This window comes from Caldibacillus sp. 210928-DFI.2.18 (assembly GCF_020554505.1).
In the GTDB taxonomy this organism is placed as follows: Bacteria; Bacillota; Bacilli; order Bacillales; family Caldibacillaceae; genus Caldifermentibacillus; species Caldifermentibacillus hisashii.
Genome location: NZ_JAJCHL010000002.1, coordinates 48,565 through 65,776, shown reverse-complemented (window position 1 = coordinate 65,776; position 17,212 = coordinate 48,565). Strand labels below are relative to the sequence as shown.

General features: G+C 40.0%; 15 protein-coding genes and 1 other annotated feature. All 15 genes read left to right on the top strand.

The features are described 5' to 3' along the window. The first annotated feature begins 19 nt into the window (after nt 1-19). The 15 genes from LIZ98_RS01090 to pyrE all read left to right on the top strand — a co-directional run bounded on the left by LIZ98_RS01090 (nt 20) and on the right by pyrE (nt 17,211). Nucleotides 20-793, top strand: coding sequence for a YlmH family RNA-binding protein (locus LIZ98_RS01090; RefSeq protein WP_227138715.1), 774 nt, complete (start codon nt 20-22; stop codon nt 791-793). Nucleotides 794-890: 97 nt separating this feature from the next. Further along, nucleotides 891-1,406 carry a DivIVA domain-containing protein gene (locus tag LIZ98_RS01085; protein WP_034769642.1) on the top strand — a complete coding sequence of 172 codons (516 nt, stop codon included), beginning with the start codon at nt 891-893 and terminating at the stop codon, nt 1,404-1,406. Nucleotides 1,407-1,623: 217 nt separating this feature from the next. Continuing rightward, nucleotides 1,624-1,849, top strand: a binding site (T-box leader). 106 nt (nt 1,850-1,955) lie between these two features. After that, complete coding sequence (ileS, locus tag LIZ98_RS01080) at nt 1,956-4,730, top strand: isoleucine--tRNA ligase (RefSeq protein ID WP_227091154.1); 2,775 nt, start codon at nt 1,956-1,958, stop codon at nt 4,728-4,730. Between the two features lie 183 nt (nt 4,731-4,913). Further along, the gene (locus LIZ98_RS01075; protein ID WP_051989057.1) at nt 4,914-5,204 is read left to right on the top strand and encodes a TraR/DksA C4-type zinc finger protein; all 291 of its coding nucleotides are present in this window, start codon (nt 4,914-4,916) and stop codon (nt 5,202-5,204) included. Nucleotides 5,205-5,346: 142 nt separating this feature from the next. After that, a complete protein-coding gene (lspA, locus tag LIZ98_RS01070) occupies nt 5,347-5,811 on the top strand; it encodes a signal peptidase II (protein WP_227138716.1) in 465 nt (154 codons plus the stop codon). 1 nt (nt 5,812) lies between these two features. Then, a complete protein-coding gene (locus LIZ98_RS01065; protein WP_108897901.1) occupies nt 5,813-6,724 on the top strand; it encodes an RluA family pseudouridine synthase in 912 nt (303 codons plus the stop codon). A gap of 264 nt (nt 6,725-6,988) precedes the next feature. Then, on the top strand, nt 6,989-7,528 hold the full coding sequence (gene pyrR, locus LIZ98_RS01060; protein WP_108897902.1) for a bifunctional pyr operon transcriptional regulator/uracil phosphoribosyltransferase PyrR: 540 nt from the start codon (nt 6,989-6,991) through the stop codon (nt 7,526-7,528). 180 nt (nt 7,529-7,708) lie between these two features. Beyond that, the gene (locus LIZ98_RS01055; protein WP_227138717.1) at nt 7,709-8,644 is read left to right on the top strand and encodes an aspartate carbamoyltransferase catalytic subunit; all 936 of its coding nucleotides are present in this window, start codon (nt 7,709-7,711) and stop codon (nt 8,642-8,644) included. Further along, a complete protein-coding gene (locus LIZ98_RS01050) occupies nt 8,610-9,902 on the top strand; it encodes a dihydroorotase (protein ID WP_041846643.1) in 1,293 nt (430 codons plus the stop codon). Before LIZ98_RS01055 ends, LIZ98_RS01050 begins: the two co-directional genes overlap by 35 nt. Then, nucleotides 9,899-10,996 (top strand): carbamoyl phosphate synthase small subunit, encoded by a 1,098-nt coding sequence (locus LIZ98_RS01045; protein WP_108897905.1) that lies wholly within the window; start codon nt 9,899-9,901, stop codon nt 10,994-10,996. Before LIZ98_RS01050 ends, LIZ98_RS01045 begins: the two co-directional genes overlap by 4 nt. Then, a complete protein-coding gene (carB, locus tag LIZ98_RS01040) occupies nt 10,977-14,192 on the top strand; it encodes a carbamoyl-phosphate synthase large subunit (protein ID WP_227138718.1) in 3,216 nt (1,071 codons plus the stop codon). The genes LIZ98_RS01045 and carB overlap by 20 nt, the downstream gene beginning before the upstream one ends. Continuing rightward, nucleotides 14,189-14,965, top strand: coding sequence for a dihydroorotate dehydrogenase electron transfer subunit (locus tag LIZ98_RS01035; RefSeq protein ID WP_108897907.1), 777 nt, complete (start codon nt 14,189-14,191; stop codon nt 14,963-14,965). The genes carB and LIZ98_RS01035 overlap by 4 nt, the downstream gene beginning before the upstream one ends. Next, a complete protein-coding gene (locus LIZ98_RS01030) occupies nt 14,962-15,900 on the top strand; it encodes a dihydroorotate dehydrogenase (protein WP_227138719.1) in 939 nt (312 codons plus the stop codon). Before LIZ98_RS01035 ends, LIZ98_RS01030 begins: the two co-directional genes overlap by 4 nt. Continuing rightward, nucleotides 15,872-16,585 carry an orotidine-5'-phosphate decarboxylase gene (gene pyrF / locus LIZ98_RS01025; RefSeq protein WP_227138720.1) on the top strand — a complete coding sequence of 238 codons (714 nt, stop codon included), beginning with the start codon at nt 15,872-15,874 and terminating at the stop codon, nt 16,583-16,585. Before LIZ98_RS01030 ends, pyrF begins: the two co-directional genes overlap by 29 nt. Then, nucleotides 16,582-17,211: an orotate phosphoribosyltransferase gene (gene pyrE / locus LIZ98_RS01020; RefSeq protein WP_227138721.1), complete on the top strand. Its 630-nt coding sequence runs from the start codon at nt 16,582-16,584 to the stop codon at nt 17,209-17,211. Before pyrF ends, pyrE begins: the two co-directional genes overlap by 4 nt. Nucleotide 17,212: the final 1 nt, after the last annotated feature.

Sequence of the window (17,212 nt, the reverse complement as noted above, 5' to 3'; positions counted from 1 at the left end):
CTTGAAATAAGGAGAAGTTATGTCAATATATCAGCATTTTCGTCAGGAAGAAAAAGAATTTATTGATCAAGTACTGAATTGGATAGACTATGTTGATAAAAATTATGCAGGAAAACTGACCGATTTTTTAGACCCTAGAGAGCAATATATTGTTCAATCAATTATCGGAAAAGAGAGAAGCTGTAGAGTTCAATTTTTTGGCGGCGAAAAACAATCTGAACGTTGCCGGGCTTTTCTTCATCCGGATTACTATGAACCGGCAGAGGAAGATTTTCAAATCACTTTGTTTGAAATCATTTACCCGGAAAAATTTGTAACACTCACGCACCCTGAAATTTTAGGGAGTTTAATGAGCCTTGGCTTATCAAGGGGAAAGTATGGAGATATTCTCATCAAAAATAAACAAATTCAATTTTTCTCTGCCAGTGAAGTAGCTGATTATATTCGTACAAATTATATGACTGTAGGAAAGACAAAAATCCAACTGCAGGTAAAGCCTTTGTCAGAAAGTATAGTGACTGATGAATTGATGACGGAACATTCCGTGACTGTTTCATCCCTTAGACTTGATACGGTTCTATCGCAAGCCGGTCGCATGTCAAGGCAGAAAGTGCAAACATTAATTGGACAAGGGTTAGTTAAAGTAAATTGGACAACTGTTGATTCTCCTTCTTTTCCTTTGAAAGAAGGCGATCTCATTTCGGCAAGAGGCATAGGGAGAATTCGATTAATTACGGTTGGAGATAAAACAAAACGGGATAAGTGGAAAATCACTTTAGGAAAAATGAAATAAAAATTTATTTTTGGCAGGATTTTTCCCGCAATCTGTCGAAACTTAGTGTATAATAAAAGACAACCGTATTTTCTGATTTTTATTTGGAGGTGGCATGATGCCGTTAACGCCGTTGGATATACATAATAAGGAATTTGCCAAAACCTTTCGTGGGTATGATGAAGATGAAGTGAATGAATTTTTAGATCAAGTGATAAAAGACTATGAAATAATCATTCGAGAAAAACGCGAATTAGAAAATCGAGTCAAAGAATTAGAGGAAAAATTAAAGCATTTTAGTTCCATTGAAGAAACATTGAATAAATCAATCGTTGTTGCTCAAGAGGCCGCGGAAGAAGTAAAAGGCAGTGCGCAAAAAGAGGCGAAGTTAATCATTCGCGAGGCTGAAAAGAACGCGGATCGAATTGTTAATGAAGCTCTCTCAAAAGCCAGAAAAATAGCCTTAGAAATTGAAGATTTGAAAAAACAATCAAAAGTATTCCGCAATCGATTTAAATTATTGATTGAAGCCCAACTGGATATGATCAATTCAAACGATTGGGAACAATTAATGGAGTTTAATGTGGACGCAACCGAATTAAAGTCGGCTGAGGAGGATATCGTTATTAAGTAATTGCTTAAATGGGGAGAGCCAAGAAGATCAGGGAATCAAGGACCTCTGAGTACCTGAGCTTCTGTTTTTCATATAAAAGAAAAAGGAAAACGACGGCTGTTTTTCCCGGACTTTTTGGATTTCCTCTAAAAATAACTGGATTTATGCAAATTGTTATTGACTTCTATCACCATATTTGCATATAATTCCTTATATCCATAAAATATTCTCATATTATTTACAAACAATGAAGGGGACAGTACAATTTTTCTGCTTTTATCCAGCGAGTCGAGGATGGTGGAAGCTCGATTAAAAAGGGAAATTGGAAAATCACCCCGGAGTTCCTGCTCTGAAATTGAATAGTAAGGGTGGGCGTGTTTCACGTTATAAAATGAGCGGACAAAGAACGTCTTTTCTCTTTGTCTATTTGGGTGGTACCGCGGGAAAGCTTTCTCGTCCCATATACAGGGATGTGAAGGCTTTTTTATTTTACTTTATAGCCAAAATGATTATTCTTACCAAAACTGGTTAACACTGTTACCAAAATTCGTATTAAGGAGGGCAATTTCATTGGATTATAAAGATACATTATTAATGCCGAAAACTGATTTTCCAATGCGTGGAAATTTGCCGAAAAAAGAACCGGAAATTCAAGCACGCTGGGAAGAAATGGATATTTATAAAAAGGTTCAAGAACGGACAAAAGGACGTCCAAAATTCATTCTTCATGACGGACCACCATATGCAAACGGCAGTCTACACATGGGTCATGCTTTAAATAAAGTTTTAAAAGATTTTATTGTTCGTTCCCGGTCCATGATGGGCTACGATGCTCCGTATGTTCCGGGGTGGGATACCCATGGCTTGCCAATTGAACAAGAATTGACAAAAAAAGGTGTGAAAAGAAAAGAACTGTCCGTTGTTGAATTTCGTAAACTTTGTGAGCAATATGCTTATGAACAAGTCGATATTCAACGGACCGGCTTTAAAAAATTGGGTGTACGCGGTGATTGGGAACATCCGTATTTAACTTTACACCATTCATTTGAAGCACAACAAATTCGTGTTTTCGGTGAAATGGCGAAAAAAGGATTAATTTATAAAGGATTAAAACCGGTATATTGGTCACCGTCATCGGAATCGGCATTAGCTGAAGCAGAAATTGAATATAAAGATATCAAATCACCATCCATCTATGTGGCATTCCCGATTAAAGACGGCAAAGGGGTGCTTGACTCGGATACAGAAATCGTTATTTGGACGACAACGCCATGGACCATTCCGGCCAACTTAGGGATCTCTGTTCATCCACATCTGCAATATGTTGTAGTCAACGTAGGAAACAGGAAGTTCGTAGTCGCCGAAGACTTATTGAAGTCCGTCAGTGAAGAATTAGACTGGACAGATTATCAAGTCTTGAAAACGGTCAAAGGTTCTGACTTAGAATATGTTTTAGCGAAACATCCGTTTTATGATCGTGATTCGCTTGTTATGTTGGGTGAACATGTTACAACCGATGCCGGTACCGGTTGCGTTCATACCGCTCCCGGTCATGGGGAAGATGACTTCTATGTTGGTCAAAAATATAATCTTGATGTACTCAGTCCCGTCGATGACAAAGGTTGCATGACCGAAGAAGCACCCGGCTTTGAAGGATTGTTTTACGAAGAGGCAAACAAGCATATTACGAAAAAGCTGGAAGAAGTTGGCGCATTACTTAAATTATCATTCCTTACCCACTCGTATCCGCATGATTGGCGGACGAAAAAACCGGTTATTTTCCGAGCAACACCGCAATGGTTTGCATCCATTGATCCAATTCGTGAACAACTGTTAAAAGAAATCCATCAAGTGAATTGGTATAATAAATGGGGCGAAACAAGACTGTATAATATGATTCGTGATCGCGGTGACTGGTGTATTTCAAGACAGCGGGTTTGGGGTGTACCAATTCCGGTATTTTATGCGGAAAATGGTGAACCGATTATTACCGAAAAAACGATTGAACATGTTGCAAGCCTATTCGAACAACATGGATCCAATATTTGGTTTGAAAGAGAAGCGAAAGACCTTCTACCTGAAGGATTCAGTCATCCGGGCAGTCCGAACGGTTTATTTACAAAAGAAAATGATATTATGGACGTTTGGTTTGATTCCGGTTCCTCTCATCATGGTGTATTAAGAACTCGTGAAGAACTTCAATTTCCGGCAGATATTTATTTGGAAGGTTCCGACCAATACCGTGGCTGGTTTAACTCTAGTCTGATTATCAGTGTTGCGGTTAACGGTGTTGCACCATATAAAGGAGTTGTATCAAACGGGTTTACTGTCGATGCGGAAGGCAAAAAGATGTCAAAGTCCATCGGAAATACCATTGTTCCTGATCAGGTGACAAAGCAATTCGGTGCCGATATTTTGCGATTATGGGTCGCTTCTGTGGATTATACGGCAGATGTCAAAGTATTTATGGATAATTTTAAACAAGTGTCTGAAGTGTACAGGAAGATTCGCAATACGCTTCGATTCATGCTCGGAACAACAGCTGATTTTGATCCGAAGCAGCATACAGTTCCATATGAAAACTTACGTGAAGTTGACCAATATATACTGGTAAAATTAAACAATCTCGTGAAAAAAGTACGGCATGCATATGAAACATATAACTTCATGGAAATTTACCATGATATGAACAAATTTTTCACGATTGACTTAAGTTCATTCTACTTAGATTTTGCCAAAGATGTTCTTTATATTGAAGCAGAAAATAACCCGATTCGTCGTTCCATGCAAACGGTCATCTATGAATGTCTCGTATCTTTAACAAAAATGTTAGCGCCGATTTTGGCACATACAGCCGATGAAGTATGGGCATATATAAAAGGTGTTGAGGAAGAAAGTATCCAACTGACCGACCTGCCGGAATATAAAGAATACCCAAATGCCGTTCAACTGGAAGAAAAATGGTCGCAATTTATGAAATTAAGAGATGACGTGTTAAAAGCTTTGGAAGAAGCTCGCAATGAAAAAATAATTGGTAAGTCACTGACAGCAAAAGTTACTTTATATGTTCACGATGATGTAAAACAATTACTAGATTCCATTTCAGAAAATATTGGACAAATTTTCATTGTCTCTGATTTTGAAGTGGCCGGTCATTATGATGAAGCGCCAAGTAATGCATTGAAATTGGAAAAGGCCGCCATTGTCGTAACAAAAGCTGAAGGAGAAACTTGTGAACGTTGCTGGGTAGTGACAAAGGATGTCGGTCATAACCATCATCATCCGACATTATGTACCCGCTGTGCAAATATTGTAGAAGAACATTATAGTCATTTAGTTAATTAACAGATTTACCTAAAAAAGGGAAGAATTGTCTTCCCTTTTTTTGCTTGTTTAAAAAGATTTTTACATTTCTACCTTGTATTTAATGAAATAGAAAATAGTTATAGCCGTCAGAAAGGAACAATCGGTAATAATAAACATACAATAACAATTAGAAATTGGATCACGGATGGGAGGGTACATTCCTTGAGTCAATCGCTACATGATCTTTATAATGAAATTGTTGCAATGAAAATTGATTTAGAAGAGCACCTTAACAATCATGAATTGTCACCTCAAGTAAAACAAATGGCCGAGGAAGAACTGTCAGATTTAATTGCGACAATAGAAAAAATTGAAACCGGTCATTATGGCGTTTGTGAAGAAACAGGGCACCCAATCCCAGTTGAATTTTTAACTTTTCAACCAACCGTTCGTTCCTTAAGTGAAATGAAAACATTACTGAAATATTTAAAAAAACCGGTTTTTCCCTTTTGACAGGCATAACTATATGTCCTGTCTTTTTTGTGTATAAACATTTTTATACCCAGTAAATAAAAAAATTCCAACGGTAAATGCAAAAAATGTTCTTTTATGCTACAATGCAAAAAGAGTCTATCTAGAGTTTGGAGGGCGTGCATTGCTGTATTATTTGCTTTCAATCATCATTATCGGTTTCGATCAATTGACGAAATGGATGATCGTTAAATTTATGGATCTTGGTGAAAGTATCCCTGTTATCGAAAATTTATTTTACATAACATCACACCGAAATCGTGGTGCCGCTTGGGGCATTTTACAAGGGCAGATGTGGTTCTTTTACCTCATCACCGTCATTGTAGTCATTTTTATCATTTATTATTTGCAAAAATATGCGAAAGGAAAACCGCTATATAGTATCTCATTGGCCTTCATGTTAGGAGGAGCTGTTGGCAACTTCATTGACCGTTTGTTTCGCAAAGAAGTCGTTGATTTTATTGATGTAAAAATATTCGGTTATGACTTCCCGATTTTTAATATTGCTGACTCTTCTTTAACCATCGGGGTTATATTATTAATAATTGTCATGTTTTTAGAAGAACGTAAAGAAAAAAAGGAGCAATAATATGGAAAAGATTTTGCACATTGTCCGTGAAGATCAAGCGGGTGAAAGAATTGATAAATTGATAACATCTCTTGAAGAAGATTGGTCCCGGACGCAAGTGCAGGAATGGATTAAAGATGGTGTTGTGTCGGTTAATGGTAATAAACCAAAAGCCAATTATAAATGCGAAACTGGCGACAAACTGGTCATCAATGTGCCGGATCCTGTTCCATTAAATGTTGAACCGGAAGAAATGAATTTAGATATTTACTATGAAGATTCGGATGTTCTTGTTGTTAATAAACCGCGTGGAATGGTCGTTCATCCGGCACCGGGCCATGTAACCGGAACACTTGTCAACGGGCTGCTTGCTCATTGTAAAGATTTGTCCGGTATTAATGGAGTGATGCGACCGGGAATTGTCCATCGTATTGATAAAGATACATCCGGTTTACTGATGGTTGCAAAAAATGATTTTGCCCATGAGTGTTTAGTCGAACAACTCGTTGAAAAGTCGGTAACAAGGAAATATGAAGCGATAGTTCACGGCGTTATTCCGCATGATTACGGAACGGTGGACGCACCGATTGGACGGGATAAAAATGATCGACAAAAAATGGCAGTGGTCGATAATGGAAAACATGCCGTCACCCATTTCCGTGTGATTGAACGTTTTCAAGACTATACGCATATTGAATGTGAACTGGAAACAGGCAGAACCCATCAAATCCGGGTTCATATGAAATATATCGGTTATCCGCTCGCCGGTGACCCGAAATATGGACCAAGAAAAACTTTAGAAATTGATGGACAGGCACTCCATGCCGGGGTTCTTGGCTTTATTCATCCGAGAAAAAAGGAATATATGGAATTTCGTGCACCATTGCCCCAGGAATTTCTAGCGCTTTTAGAACAATTACGGATGAACTTGTAACGGGGAATTGATCCACTGGTCAGGTCAACACTTAATGTTTTTAATAAATAATTATCTTTTTCGCCATTGACAAAATCGGAAATTCATTTTATGATCATAACAGAACTGAATAGCACCTTTAAATCAGTCCAGAGAGTCTGAGAAGGGAACGGATTATTTTTTTAAAAAAGAAACTGTTTATTCTCCTGCTCTCTTTGGCAGGAGTTTTTTATTGAAACGGAAATGGATCACGCGAATGTTCCATAAACAATGGAGGGGAGCAGATTGCAAAAAGCAATTGTTTTGGATGAGCAAGCAATCCGAAGAGCATTAACCCGGATCGCTCATGAAATCATTGAAAGAAATAAAGGGATTGAAGATGTTGTCCTTGTAGGAATTCGTACACGCGGCATATTCTTGGCAAGAAGGTTGGCTGAAAAGATTAACCAAATTGAAGGAAAAAATGTACCGGTTGGCGAATTGGATATTACTTTGTATCGGGATGATTTATCTATCAAAACAAAGGATAAAGAACCGGAAGTTTTAGGTTCGGCTATTCCGGTTGATATACATAATAAAACCGTTGTCTTAGTTGATGATGTCTTGTACACCGGAAGAACAGTCCGGGCAGGAATGGATGCCCTCATCGATTTCGGGAGACCCGGCCTGATTCAACTGGCCGTACTTGTTGATCGAGGCCATCGTGAACTGCCGATTCGCGCAGATTATGTTGGAAAAAACATACCGACAGCAAAAACGGAGATGATTGTTGTTGATCTGGTGGAAGTTGATCATATCGACCAAGTGACAATCCATGACACATAAAAAGATTGCCCTTTTAACAGACAGTCCAGAGAGGCTGGAAAGGGGAAGGATGAGCGTCAGTCGGAAGTAGAACCTGCTTCTGGCTGTGAATGTAACGCTACTCATTTACCTCTTTCCATATACTGGAAAGAGGTTTTTTTATACATAATTGCTTCTTAATGAATCAGAGGGGGAGATTCAATGAAAAGTTTATTAACGATGGACCAATTATCAACTGAAGAAATTCTGGCAATTTTACACGAAGCGGATGAATTTTCAAAAGGGAAAACTTGGCAACCGGAAAATCAAACCTTTGTAGCGAATATGTTTTTTGAACCAAGTACCAGGACAAAATGCAGTTTTGAAGTGGCCGAGCGAAAACTTGGGTTTCAAGTCATCCCGTTTGAAGCGGGTTCATCAAGCGTGCTTAAAGGGGAAAGTTTGTATGATACGGTGAAAACATTGGAGGCCGTCGGTGTTTCTGCTGTCGTCATTCGCCATGAAAAAGAACGCTATTTTGATGAACTTAAAACGATTCATATCCCCATTATTAATGGCGGTGATGGTTGCGGTCACCATCCGACCCAATCATTACTTGATCTGTTGACCATAAAGCAAGAATTTGGTCGCTTGGACCGGTTACATGTGGCAATCATCGGGGATATTCGCCATAGCAGGGTGGCTCGTTCGAATGCAGATGCATTATCAAGATTAGGGGCGAAAGTCAGTTTCTCCGGGCCGATTGATTGGTTTGATGAATCAATCATTAAACAAGGAACATACTTGTCTATCGATGAAGCCATCGAACAGGCTGATGTCGTGATGTTACTAAGAATCCAACATGAAAGGCATAAAATGATTTCTTCTCTGACGAAGGAGGAATATCATCAAACATTTGGACTTACCTTGGAAAGAGAAAAAAGAATGAAAAAGCATAGCATTATCCTCCATCCGGCACCGGTCAACCGCGATGTGGAAATAGCTTCTGAACTTGTTGAATGTAACAGATCACGGATTTTTAAACAAATGGAAAATGGCGTGTTTATCCGAATGAGTGTATTGAAACGGGCGATACAGCAACAAAATAAAGGGGAGAAAATATATGAAACTCATTATAAAAAACGGATTGCTAATTAATGAAAATGGTTCATTGGAAAAGAAACATCTGTATATTGACAACGGACAAATTGTAAAAATTTCGGAACATCTTTCAGGGGAGGATCAAGCAGAAAAAGTAATCGATGCGAACGGATTATTCGTGAGCCCGGGATTTATTGATGTCCATGTTCATCTGCGGGAACCGGGCGGGGAACATAAAGAAACGATAGAAACTGGTACAAAAGCTGCAGCAAAAGGCGGTTTCACAACGATATGTGCCATGCCGAATACCAATCCGGTTCCGGATTCAAAAGAACAGATTCAATGGTTAAAAAAACGAATCCAAGAGACAGGAAAAGTTCGCGTTCTTCCATACGGTTCGATCACAAAAGGACTGGCGGGCGACCAACTGAATCATTTTAAAGAATTGGCAGAAGCGGGTGCGTTTGCTTTTACTGATGACGGGGTTGGCATTCAAACGGCAGAAAGAATGTATCAAGCGATGAGGGAGGCGGCAAAAGTAAATAAAGCCATTGTCGCCCATTGTGAAGATATGTCCCTTGTACAAGGTGGTGTCGTCCATGAAGGGAAAGTTGATAAACGGCTTGGTCTAAAAGGGATTACTTCCCTTGCCGAATCGGTTCAGATTGCCAGAGATGTTTTGCTCGCTGAACAATCCGGCTGTCATTACCATGTTTGTCATATTAGTACGAAAGAATCTGTGAGAATTGTCCGCGACGCAAAAAGAGCAGGCATTCATGTGACAGCGGAAGTCTCCCCCCATCACCTGTTATTATGTGAAGACGATATTCCGGGTAATGACACGAATTATAAAATGAATCCGCCGTTAAGAAGTCGGGCTGATCAGGAAGCACTTATTGAAGGCCTGCTTGACGGAACCATTGATCTAATTGCCACTGACCATGCGCCACATAGTGAGTCAGAAAAACGTCAAGGAATGGAAAAAGCGCCGTTTGGCATCGTCGGCTTGGAAACAGCTTTTCCCCTTCTCTATACAAATTTTGTTGAAAAAGGGGTGCTATCACTAAAACAGTTGGTTGATTTCTTAACAAAAAAACCGGCAGATATTTTCAACTTGCCATATGGAAAATTGGCGGAAGGAAATGTGGCTGACTTAGTTCTTATTGATTGGAAACAAGAGGAGACGATTGATCCGGCTACTTTTGTATCGAAAGGAAAAAATACACCGTTTGCCGGTTGGACATGTAAAGGTTGGCCGCAAGCAACCATTGTTTCGGGCGAAGTTGTCTGGGAGAAGGAGCGTGTTCATCATTGAAAAGACAATTAATTTTAGAAGACGGAACGATTTTTATTGGCGAGGCTTTTGGAGCAAATAATGACTCAATCGGAGAAGTTGTTTTTCATACCGGCATGACCGGCTATCAAGAAATTATTACTGACCCTTCTTTTGCCGGACAAATTGTAACATTGACATATCCGTTAATCGGAAATTACGGGGTGAATCATGAAGATTTTGAGACGTTTCAACCGGCAATTAAAGGATTGATTGTTAAAGAAGCGGCTGACTACCCATCAAATTTTCGCAGTCAAATGACGATTGACACTTATTGTAAAGCAAAAAATATCCCCGGTTTGCAAGGGATTGATACGCGTAAATTAACGAGGAAAATTCGTCAATTCGGTACATTACGCGGGATGTTATGCGGGATCGATGTAAACAAAGATGAAGTGATTGATCGACTGCAACACGAAAAGGCGGCAAACGACCTCGTATCAACAGTCTCAACCAAGCAAATTTTTCCGAGTCCGGGCCGGGGCTATCGTGTCGTTTTAGTTGATTTTGGGATGAAACACGGAATACTCAGGGAATTAACACATCGAAATTGTCATGTCATTGTTGTTCCTCATAACACAACAAGTAAAGAGATACTGGCTTTTCATCCGGATGGTGTGATGTTATCGAACGGACCCGGGGACCCGAAAGATGTTCCGTATGCCGTCAAAATGGTTGAAGAATTACTCGGTCAAGTTCCGCTTTTCGGAATTTGTCTAGGTCATCAATTATTGGCTTTAGCAAATGGGGCTGATACGGAAAAACTGAAATTCGGTCATCGCGGAGCCAATCACCCGGTTAAAGATGTCAGAACCGGAAAAGTCATTTTAACGTCGCAAAACCATGGCTATGCAGTGTCACTCGATTCTGTAAAAAATACGAATCTGGAAATTACTCATATTGCGATAAATGACGGAACAGTAGAAGGGTTGAAACATAAAAAATATCCGGCGTTTTCCGTTCAATATCATCCGGAAAGCGCCCCGGGTCCGGAAGATGCCAATGATTTATTCGATCAATTTATCGAAATGATTCAAAAATGGGAGGAAGCGGGTCATGAAACGTACAGATATTAAGTCGATTTTAGTCATCGGTTCCGGTCCGATTATTATTGGGCAGGCTGCTGAATTTGATTATGCGGGTACGCAAGCATGTTTAGCTTTAAAAGAAGAAGGATATCGGGTGATCCTTGTTAATTCCAATCCGGCAACGATCATGACCGATACAGAAATTGCCGATGTCGTTTATATGGAACCTTTAACCGCTGATTTTATCACGCGTATTATTCGAAAAGAACGACCGGATGCACTCCTTCCAACATTAGGCGGACAAACCGGTTTAAATTTAGCAGTTGAATTATCCAAATCCGGTATCCTCGAACAATATGATGTCGAAATTTTAGGGACAAAATTGTCTTCAATAGAAAAAGCAGAAGATCGGGAATTGTTTCGGGAATTAATGAATGAAATTGGTGAACCGGTACCGGAAAGCATGATTGTCCATAATTTGGATGAAGCCTATGCATTTGTTAAAGAAATCGGTTATCCGGTCATTGTCCGCCCGGCTTTCACATTAGGCGGCACAGGCGGAGGGATCTGTGAGAACGAAAATGATTTAATCGAGATTGTTTCAAACGGCTTAAAATTAAGTCCTGTTCATCAAGTTTTACTGGAAAGAAGTATTAAAGGTTTTAAAGAGATTGAATATGAAGTAATGCGTGACAGCAAAGACCAAGCCATTGTCGTTTGTAATATGGAAAACATCGACCCGGTCGGAATCCATACCGGTGACTCGATTGTTGTAGCACCGAGCCAAACGTTGTCGGACAGGGAATATCAATTATTACGCAATGTTTCCTTGAAAATCATTCGTGCTCTGGAAATTGAAGGGGGTTGTAATGTACAAATTGCTCTGAACCCCAATAGTTTTCAGTATTACATCATTGAAGTAAATCCGCGAGTCAGTAGGTCGTCTGCTCTCGCTTCGAAAGCAACCGGTTATCCGATCGCTAAAATTGCCAGTAAAATTGCGGTCGGCTTAACATTGGATGAAATGATCAATCCGGTTACCGGGAAAACATATGCGATGTTTGAACCGGCACTGGATTATGTTGTAACGAAAATACCGCGGTTTCCGTTCGATAAGTTCGAATCGGCAACAAGAACACTAGGTACCCAAATGAAGGCTACCGGAGAAGTCATGGCCATTGGACGGACGTTTGAAGAATCTTTACTTAAGGCGATTCGTTCCTTGGAAGCGGGTGTTTACCATATAACAATCGATGCATTTGAAAAATTAACGAATGACTGTTTAGCAGAAAAGATTCGACAAGCGGATGATGAGCGGCTCTTTTATATCGGCGAGGCGTTAAAACGGGGCATTCATATTGATGAGATACATGAATGGAGCGGGATTGACTTATTTTTCCTGCATAAGTTTAAGAAAATCATCGAATTAGAGCAAGAATTGAACGAAAATGTTTTCGATATTGAACGGTTAAAAAAAGCGAAGGAAAAAGGTTTTTCCGATAAAATCATCGCAAAACTTTGGAATATGCCGGAGATCGATGTATATCAATTGAGAAAAAAATATGGCATTATGCCGGTTTATAAAACGGTTGATACTTGTGCTGCCGAGTTTGAAGCAACAACGCCGTATTATTACGGGACATATGAAGAAGAAAATGAATCCGTAAAAACCGACCGGGAGAGCATCCTCGTGATCGGTTCAGGGCCGATTCGGATTGGTCAAGGAGTTGAATTTGATTATGCAACGGTTCATTCTGTATGGGCGATTAAAGAAGCCGGTTATGAAGCAATCATCATAAATAATAACCCGGAAACCGTATCAACAGACTTTAGTATTTCCGATAAGCTTTATTTCGAACCGTTAACGATTGAAGATGTCATGCATGTTATTGAAGTGGAACAGCCAAAAGGAGTAGTTGTTCAATTTGGCGGGCAAACAGCGATTAATTTGGCAAATCAATTGGTCGAACATGGGGTAAACATATTAGGAACTCAATTGGAAGATGTCGATCGTGCGGAAAATCGAAAAAAATTTGAGGAAACTTTACAAATGAACAACATTCCCCAGCCAAAAGGAAGTACAGCATTAAGTATTGCTGAAGCAGTTGAAATTGCCGATGAGATCGGGTATCCGGTATTGGTTCGGCCGTCTTATGTACTTGGCGGAAGAGCGATGGAAATTGTTTATCATAAACAAGAGTTATTACATTATATGGAAAATGCCGTCAATGTGAATCCGGATCAACCGGTTCTAATCGATCGCTATATTACCGGAAAAGAAATTGAAGTGGATGCCATTTCAGATGGAACGGATGTCTTAATCCCGGGGATTATGGAACATATTGAACGTGCCGGTGTCCATTCAGGGGATTCAATCGCCGTTTATCCGTCACAAAATTTATCCGCTGCCGTAAAAGAAAAAATTGTTGATTATACTATGAAACTGGCACATTCCTTACATATTATCGGGCTTATTAACATCCAATTTGTGGTTAGCGGCGAAAATGTGTTTGTCATTGAAGTAAATCCGAGGTCAAGCCGGACAGTTCCATTTTTAAGTAAAATAACGAATATACCGATGGCCAAAATTGCCATGAAAGTCATTTTAGGAAATACGTTAAAAAACTTACATCTGCCGACCGGGCTCATTCCGGAAAAAGAAGGGGTCTATGTAAAGGTACCTGTCTTTTCGTTTGCGAAACTAAAAAATGTCGATATTTCTTTAGGACCGGAAATGAAGTCTACCGGCGAAGTGATGGGGAAAGATTACACATTAGAAAAAGCACTTTATAAAGGTCTGGTCGCTTCAGGAATGAACATGCATACGCACGGATCGGTCATATTAACAGTGGCGGATAAGGATAAGGAAGAAGCCGGTCTGTTGGCCAAAAGATTCCACCAAATCGGTTACCGGATCCTAGCAACAAAAGGAACGGCAATGTATTTAAAAACAAAAAACATTCCTGTAGAAGAAGTGGAAAAAGTAGAAAGCAGCGGCACAAATAATTTATTGGATATCATCCGAACCGGGCAAGCGCAACTCGTCATTAATACGATGACAAAAGGGAAAGAAATTGCCCGAGACGGTTTCCGAATCCGTAGAGAATCGGTGGAAAATGCGGTTCCATGTCTGACTTCCCTTGATACAGCATGGGCGATTTTAAAGGTACTTGAATCACTTGTCTTCTCCGTTGATTCAATGAAACAAGAAAAGGTGCACGCCAAGGAGATGATTGAAGTTTGAAGAAAATTGATGAAATGAAAATCGTTAGCCAGAAAGAAATTGCTAAAAATATTTTTCAATTGATTTTACAAGGAAAACTAGTTTCTGAGATTGAAAGACCCGGTCAATTTGTTCATATGAAAGTCGGAGAAGGTGTCGATCCACTTCTCCGCAGACCAATCAGTATTTGTGAGATTGATCGTGAAAATCAAAGCATGACATGTATTTATCGGACGGAAGGGAAAGGCACAACTTGGCTCAGCAAAAAACAGCAAGGTGAGTATATAAATGTACTTGGTCCGCTCGGTAACGGATTTCCGGTTCAAATGAAAAGCGGGAAGGTAGCCTTATTAATCGGTGGCGGGATCGGTGTTCCGCCTTTATATGAGCTATCGAAACAATTGAGAAAAAGAAGGGTTCAAGTCATCCATGTACTCGGCTTTCAAACAAAAAGTGCCGTTTTTCTTACTAAGGAGTTTCAACGGCTTGGTGTTACTTATATCGTTACTGATGATGGTTCCTATGGGGAAAAAGGTTTCGTAACCGATGTGTTAAAAAAACAAAATTTTGATTTTGACCGGTTATATGCCTGTGGACCGACCCCGATGTTAAAAGCGTTGGAACAAAAATTCCCGGAAAAAGAAGTGTATCTCTCATTAGAAGAACGAATGTCTTGCGGGATTGGTGCTTGTTTCGCTTGCATTAGGCCAACAAAAGATAGAGAAGACAAAAAGGGGTATCGGAAAATTTGCAGTGATGGTCCTGTATTTCAAGCAGGGGAGGTGATTTTATGAATCGATTTTCGGTATCTTTACCTGGTTTGCAACTGAAAAATCCAATCATGCCTGCCTCCGGATGTTTTGGTTTTGGTCGGGAATTTGCCGAATTCTATGATTTAAGTATCCTTGGGGCGATCATGATCAAAGCAACAACAGTTGAACCGCGTTATGGAAATCCAACACCGCGCGTTGCAGAAACGCCGGGTGGGATGTTAAATGCCATCGGACTACAAAACCCCGGACTGAAAAAGGTAATGGAAGAAGAATTGCCATGGTTAAGTCAATTTGATGTGCCAATTATTGCAAATATTGCCGGTTCAACAGTTGAAGATTATGTTTCAGTTGCAAAAGAAATTTCTGAGGCGTCAAATGTTCATGCCCTTGAACTTAATATCTCTTGTCCAAATGTAAAACACGGAGGGATCGCCTTCGGGACGGTTCCTGATGTAGCAAAGGAAGTAACGAAACGTGTGAAAAATGTATCCCGTGTGCCTGTCTACGTAAAATTATCGCCTAATGTGACGGATATTCGCTTAATGGCTAAAGCCGTAGAAGATGGTGGAGCGGACGGAATTACGATGATTAATACGTTGACAGGATTACGCTTGGATATGAAAACAGGAAAGCCGATTTTAGCCAATATAACCGGGGGATTATCCGGTCCGGCAATTAAGCCGATCGCCATCCGGATGGTCTATGAAGTAAGTCAAACAGTAAATATCCCAATTATTGGCATGGGTGGCATTTCCAGTGCGGAAGATGCCCTTGAATTTATTTATGCCGGTGCAAGTGCCGTTGCTGTCGGTACCGCAAATCTAATTGATCCGTTTATTTGCCCGAAAATCATTACCGATTTGGAACAATTATTAGAAAAATTGAATATTGATCATATTTCAGATGTTTGTGGAAGGAGTTGGAAACATGGAATATCCGGTTATCATTGCCCTTGATTTTCCTTCTGGCGCAGAAGTTTTTCATTTTTTACGTAAATTCCCGGATGAACCTCTTTTTGTGAAAGTGGGAATGGAATTGTTTTACCGGGAGGGGCCGGCTATTGTTCAGCAAATAAAAGGAATGGGCCATTCTATATTTCTTGATTTAAAACTCCATGATATTCCGAATACGGTCGGACGGGCCATGAAAGGAATTGCCCGGTTAGGCGTGGATCTTGTCACTGTTCATGCAGCCGGTGGAACCGAAATGATGAAAGCGGCTTTAGCAGGGTTGGATCAAGGAACCGGAGCCGGTCAAAAGAGGCCGAAATGTGTTGCCGTTACCCAATTAACAAGTACGTCAGAATGGCAGATACAAAAGGAACAACTGGTTTTATCAACCCTTGAACAATCCGTTTATCATTATGCAAAATTGGCTAAACAAAGCGGATTGGATGGTGTGATTAGTTCTGTTCATGAAGCCCCGATCATTAGGCATCTCGGTGAAGAGTTTTTGATTATTACACCCGGTATTCGTTTGGAAAATGATGATGTCCGTGATCAAAAACGCGTTGCCACACCTAAACAAGCGAGACAATCAGGAGCGTCAGCAATTGTCGTTGGCCGGTCCATTACCGAAAGTCACGATCCATATGAAACATATTTAAAGATTAAACAACAATGGGAGTTGATTGGTGTATGATTACCGAAACGATGGTAGCTGAAAAATTGTTAGAAATTAAAGCTGTTTCACTAAACCCGAATGAACCGTTTGTTTGGACTTCAGGAATAAAATCCCCAATTTATTGTGATAACCGGTTGATTTTAGGTTATCCGGAATTACGGAAAGAAGTTGCAAAAGGCTTAACGGGGTTAATTGAATCGCATTTTCCTGAAGTGGAATTGATTGCCGGAACTGCAACTGCCGGTATCCCACATGCTGCTTGGGTCAGTGATCTTTTAAGTCTCCCAATGTGCTATGTACGCTCAAGTTCAAAAGGACATGGGAAAAAGAACCAGATTGAAGGTCCGGTTCAAACGGGACAAAAAGTGGTAGTCATTGAGGATTTAATTTCCACAGGGAAAAGTTCAATTCAGGCAGCAAATCTTTTGAAAGAAGCAGGTTGCCGAGTTTTAGGGATCGTTTCCATCTTTACATATCAATTGATTGAGGCGGAAGAGGCATGTCGTGAAGCCAATGTTCCTTATTACTCCCTTTCTAATTTTTCTACATTAATTGATACCGCCGTCAAGAAAGGCTATTTAACGGAAGACAATGTAGCATTTGTTATGAAGTGGCGGGAAAATCCGAAAGTATGGGGAAATTAGT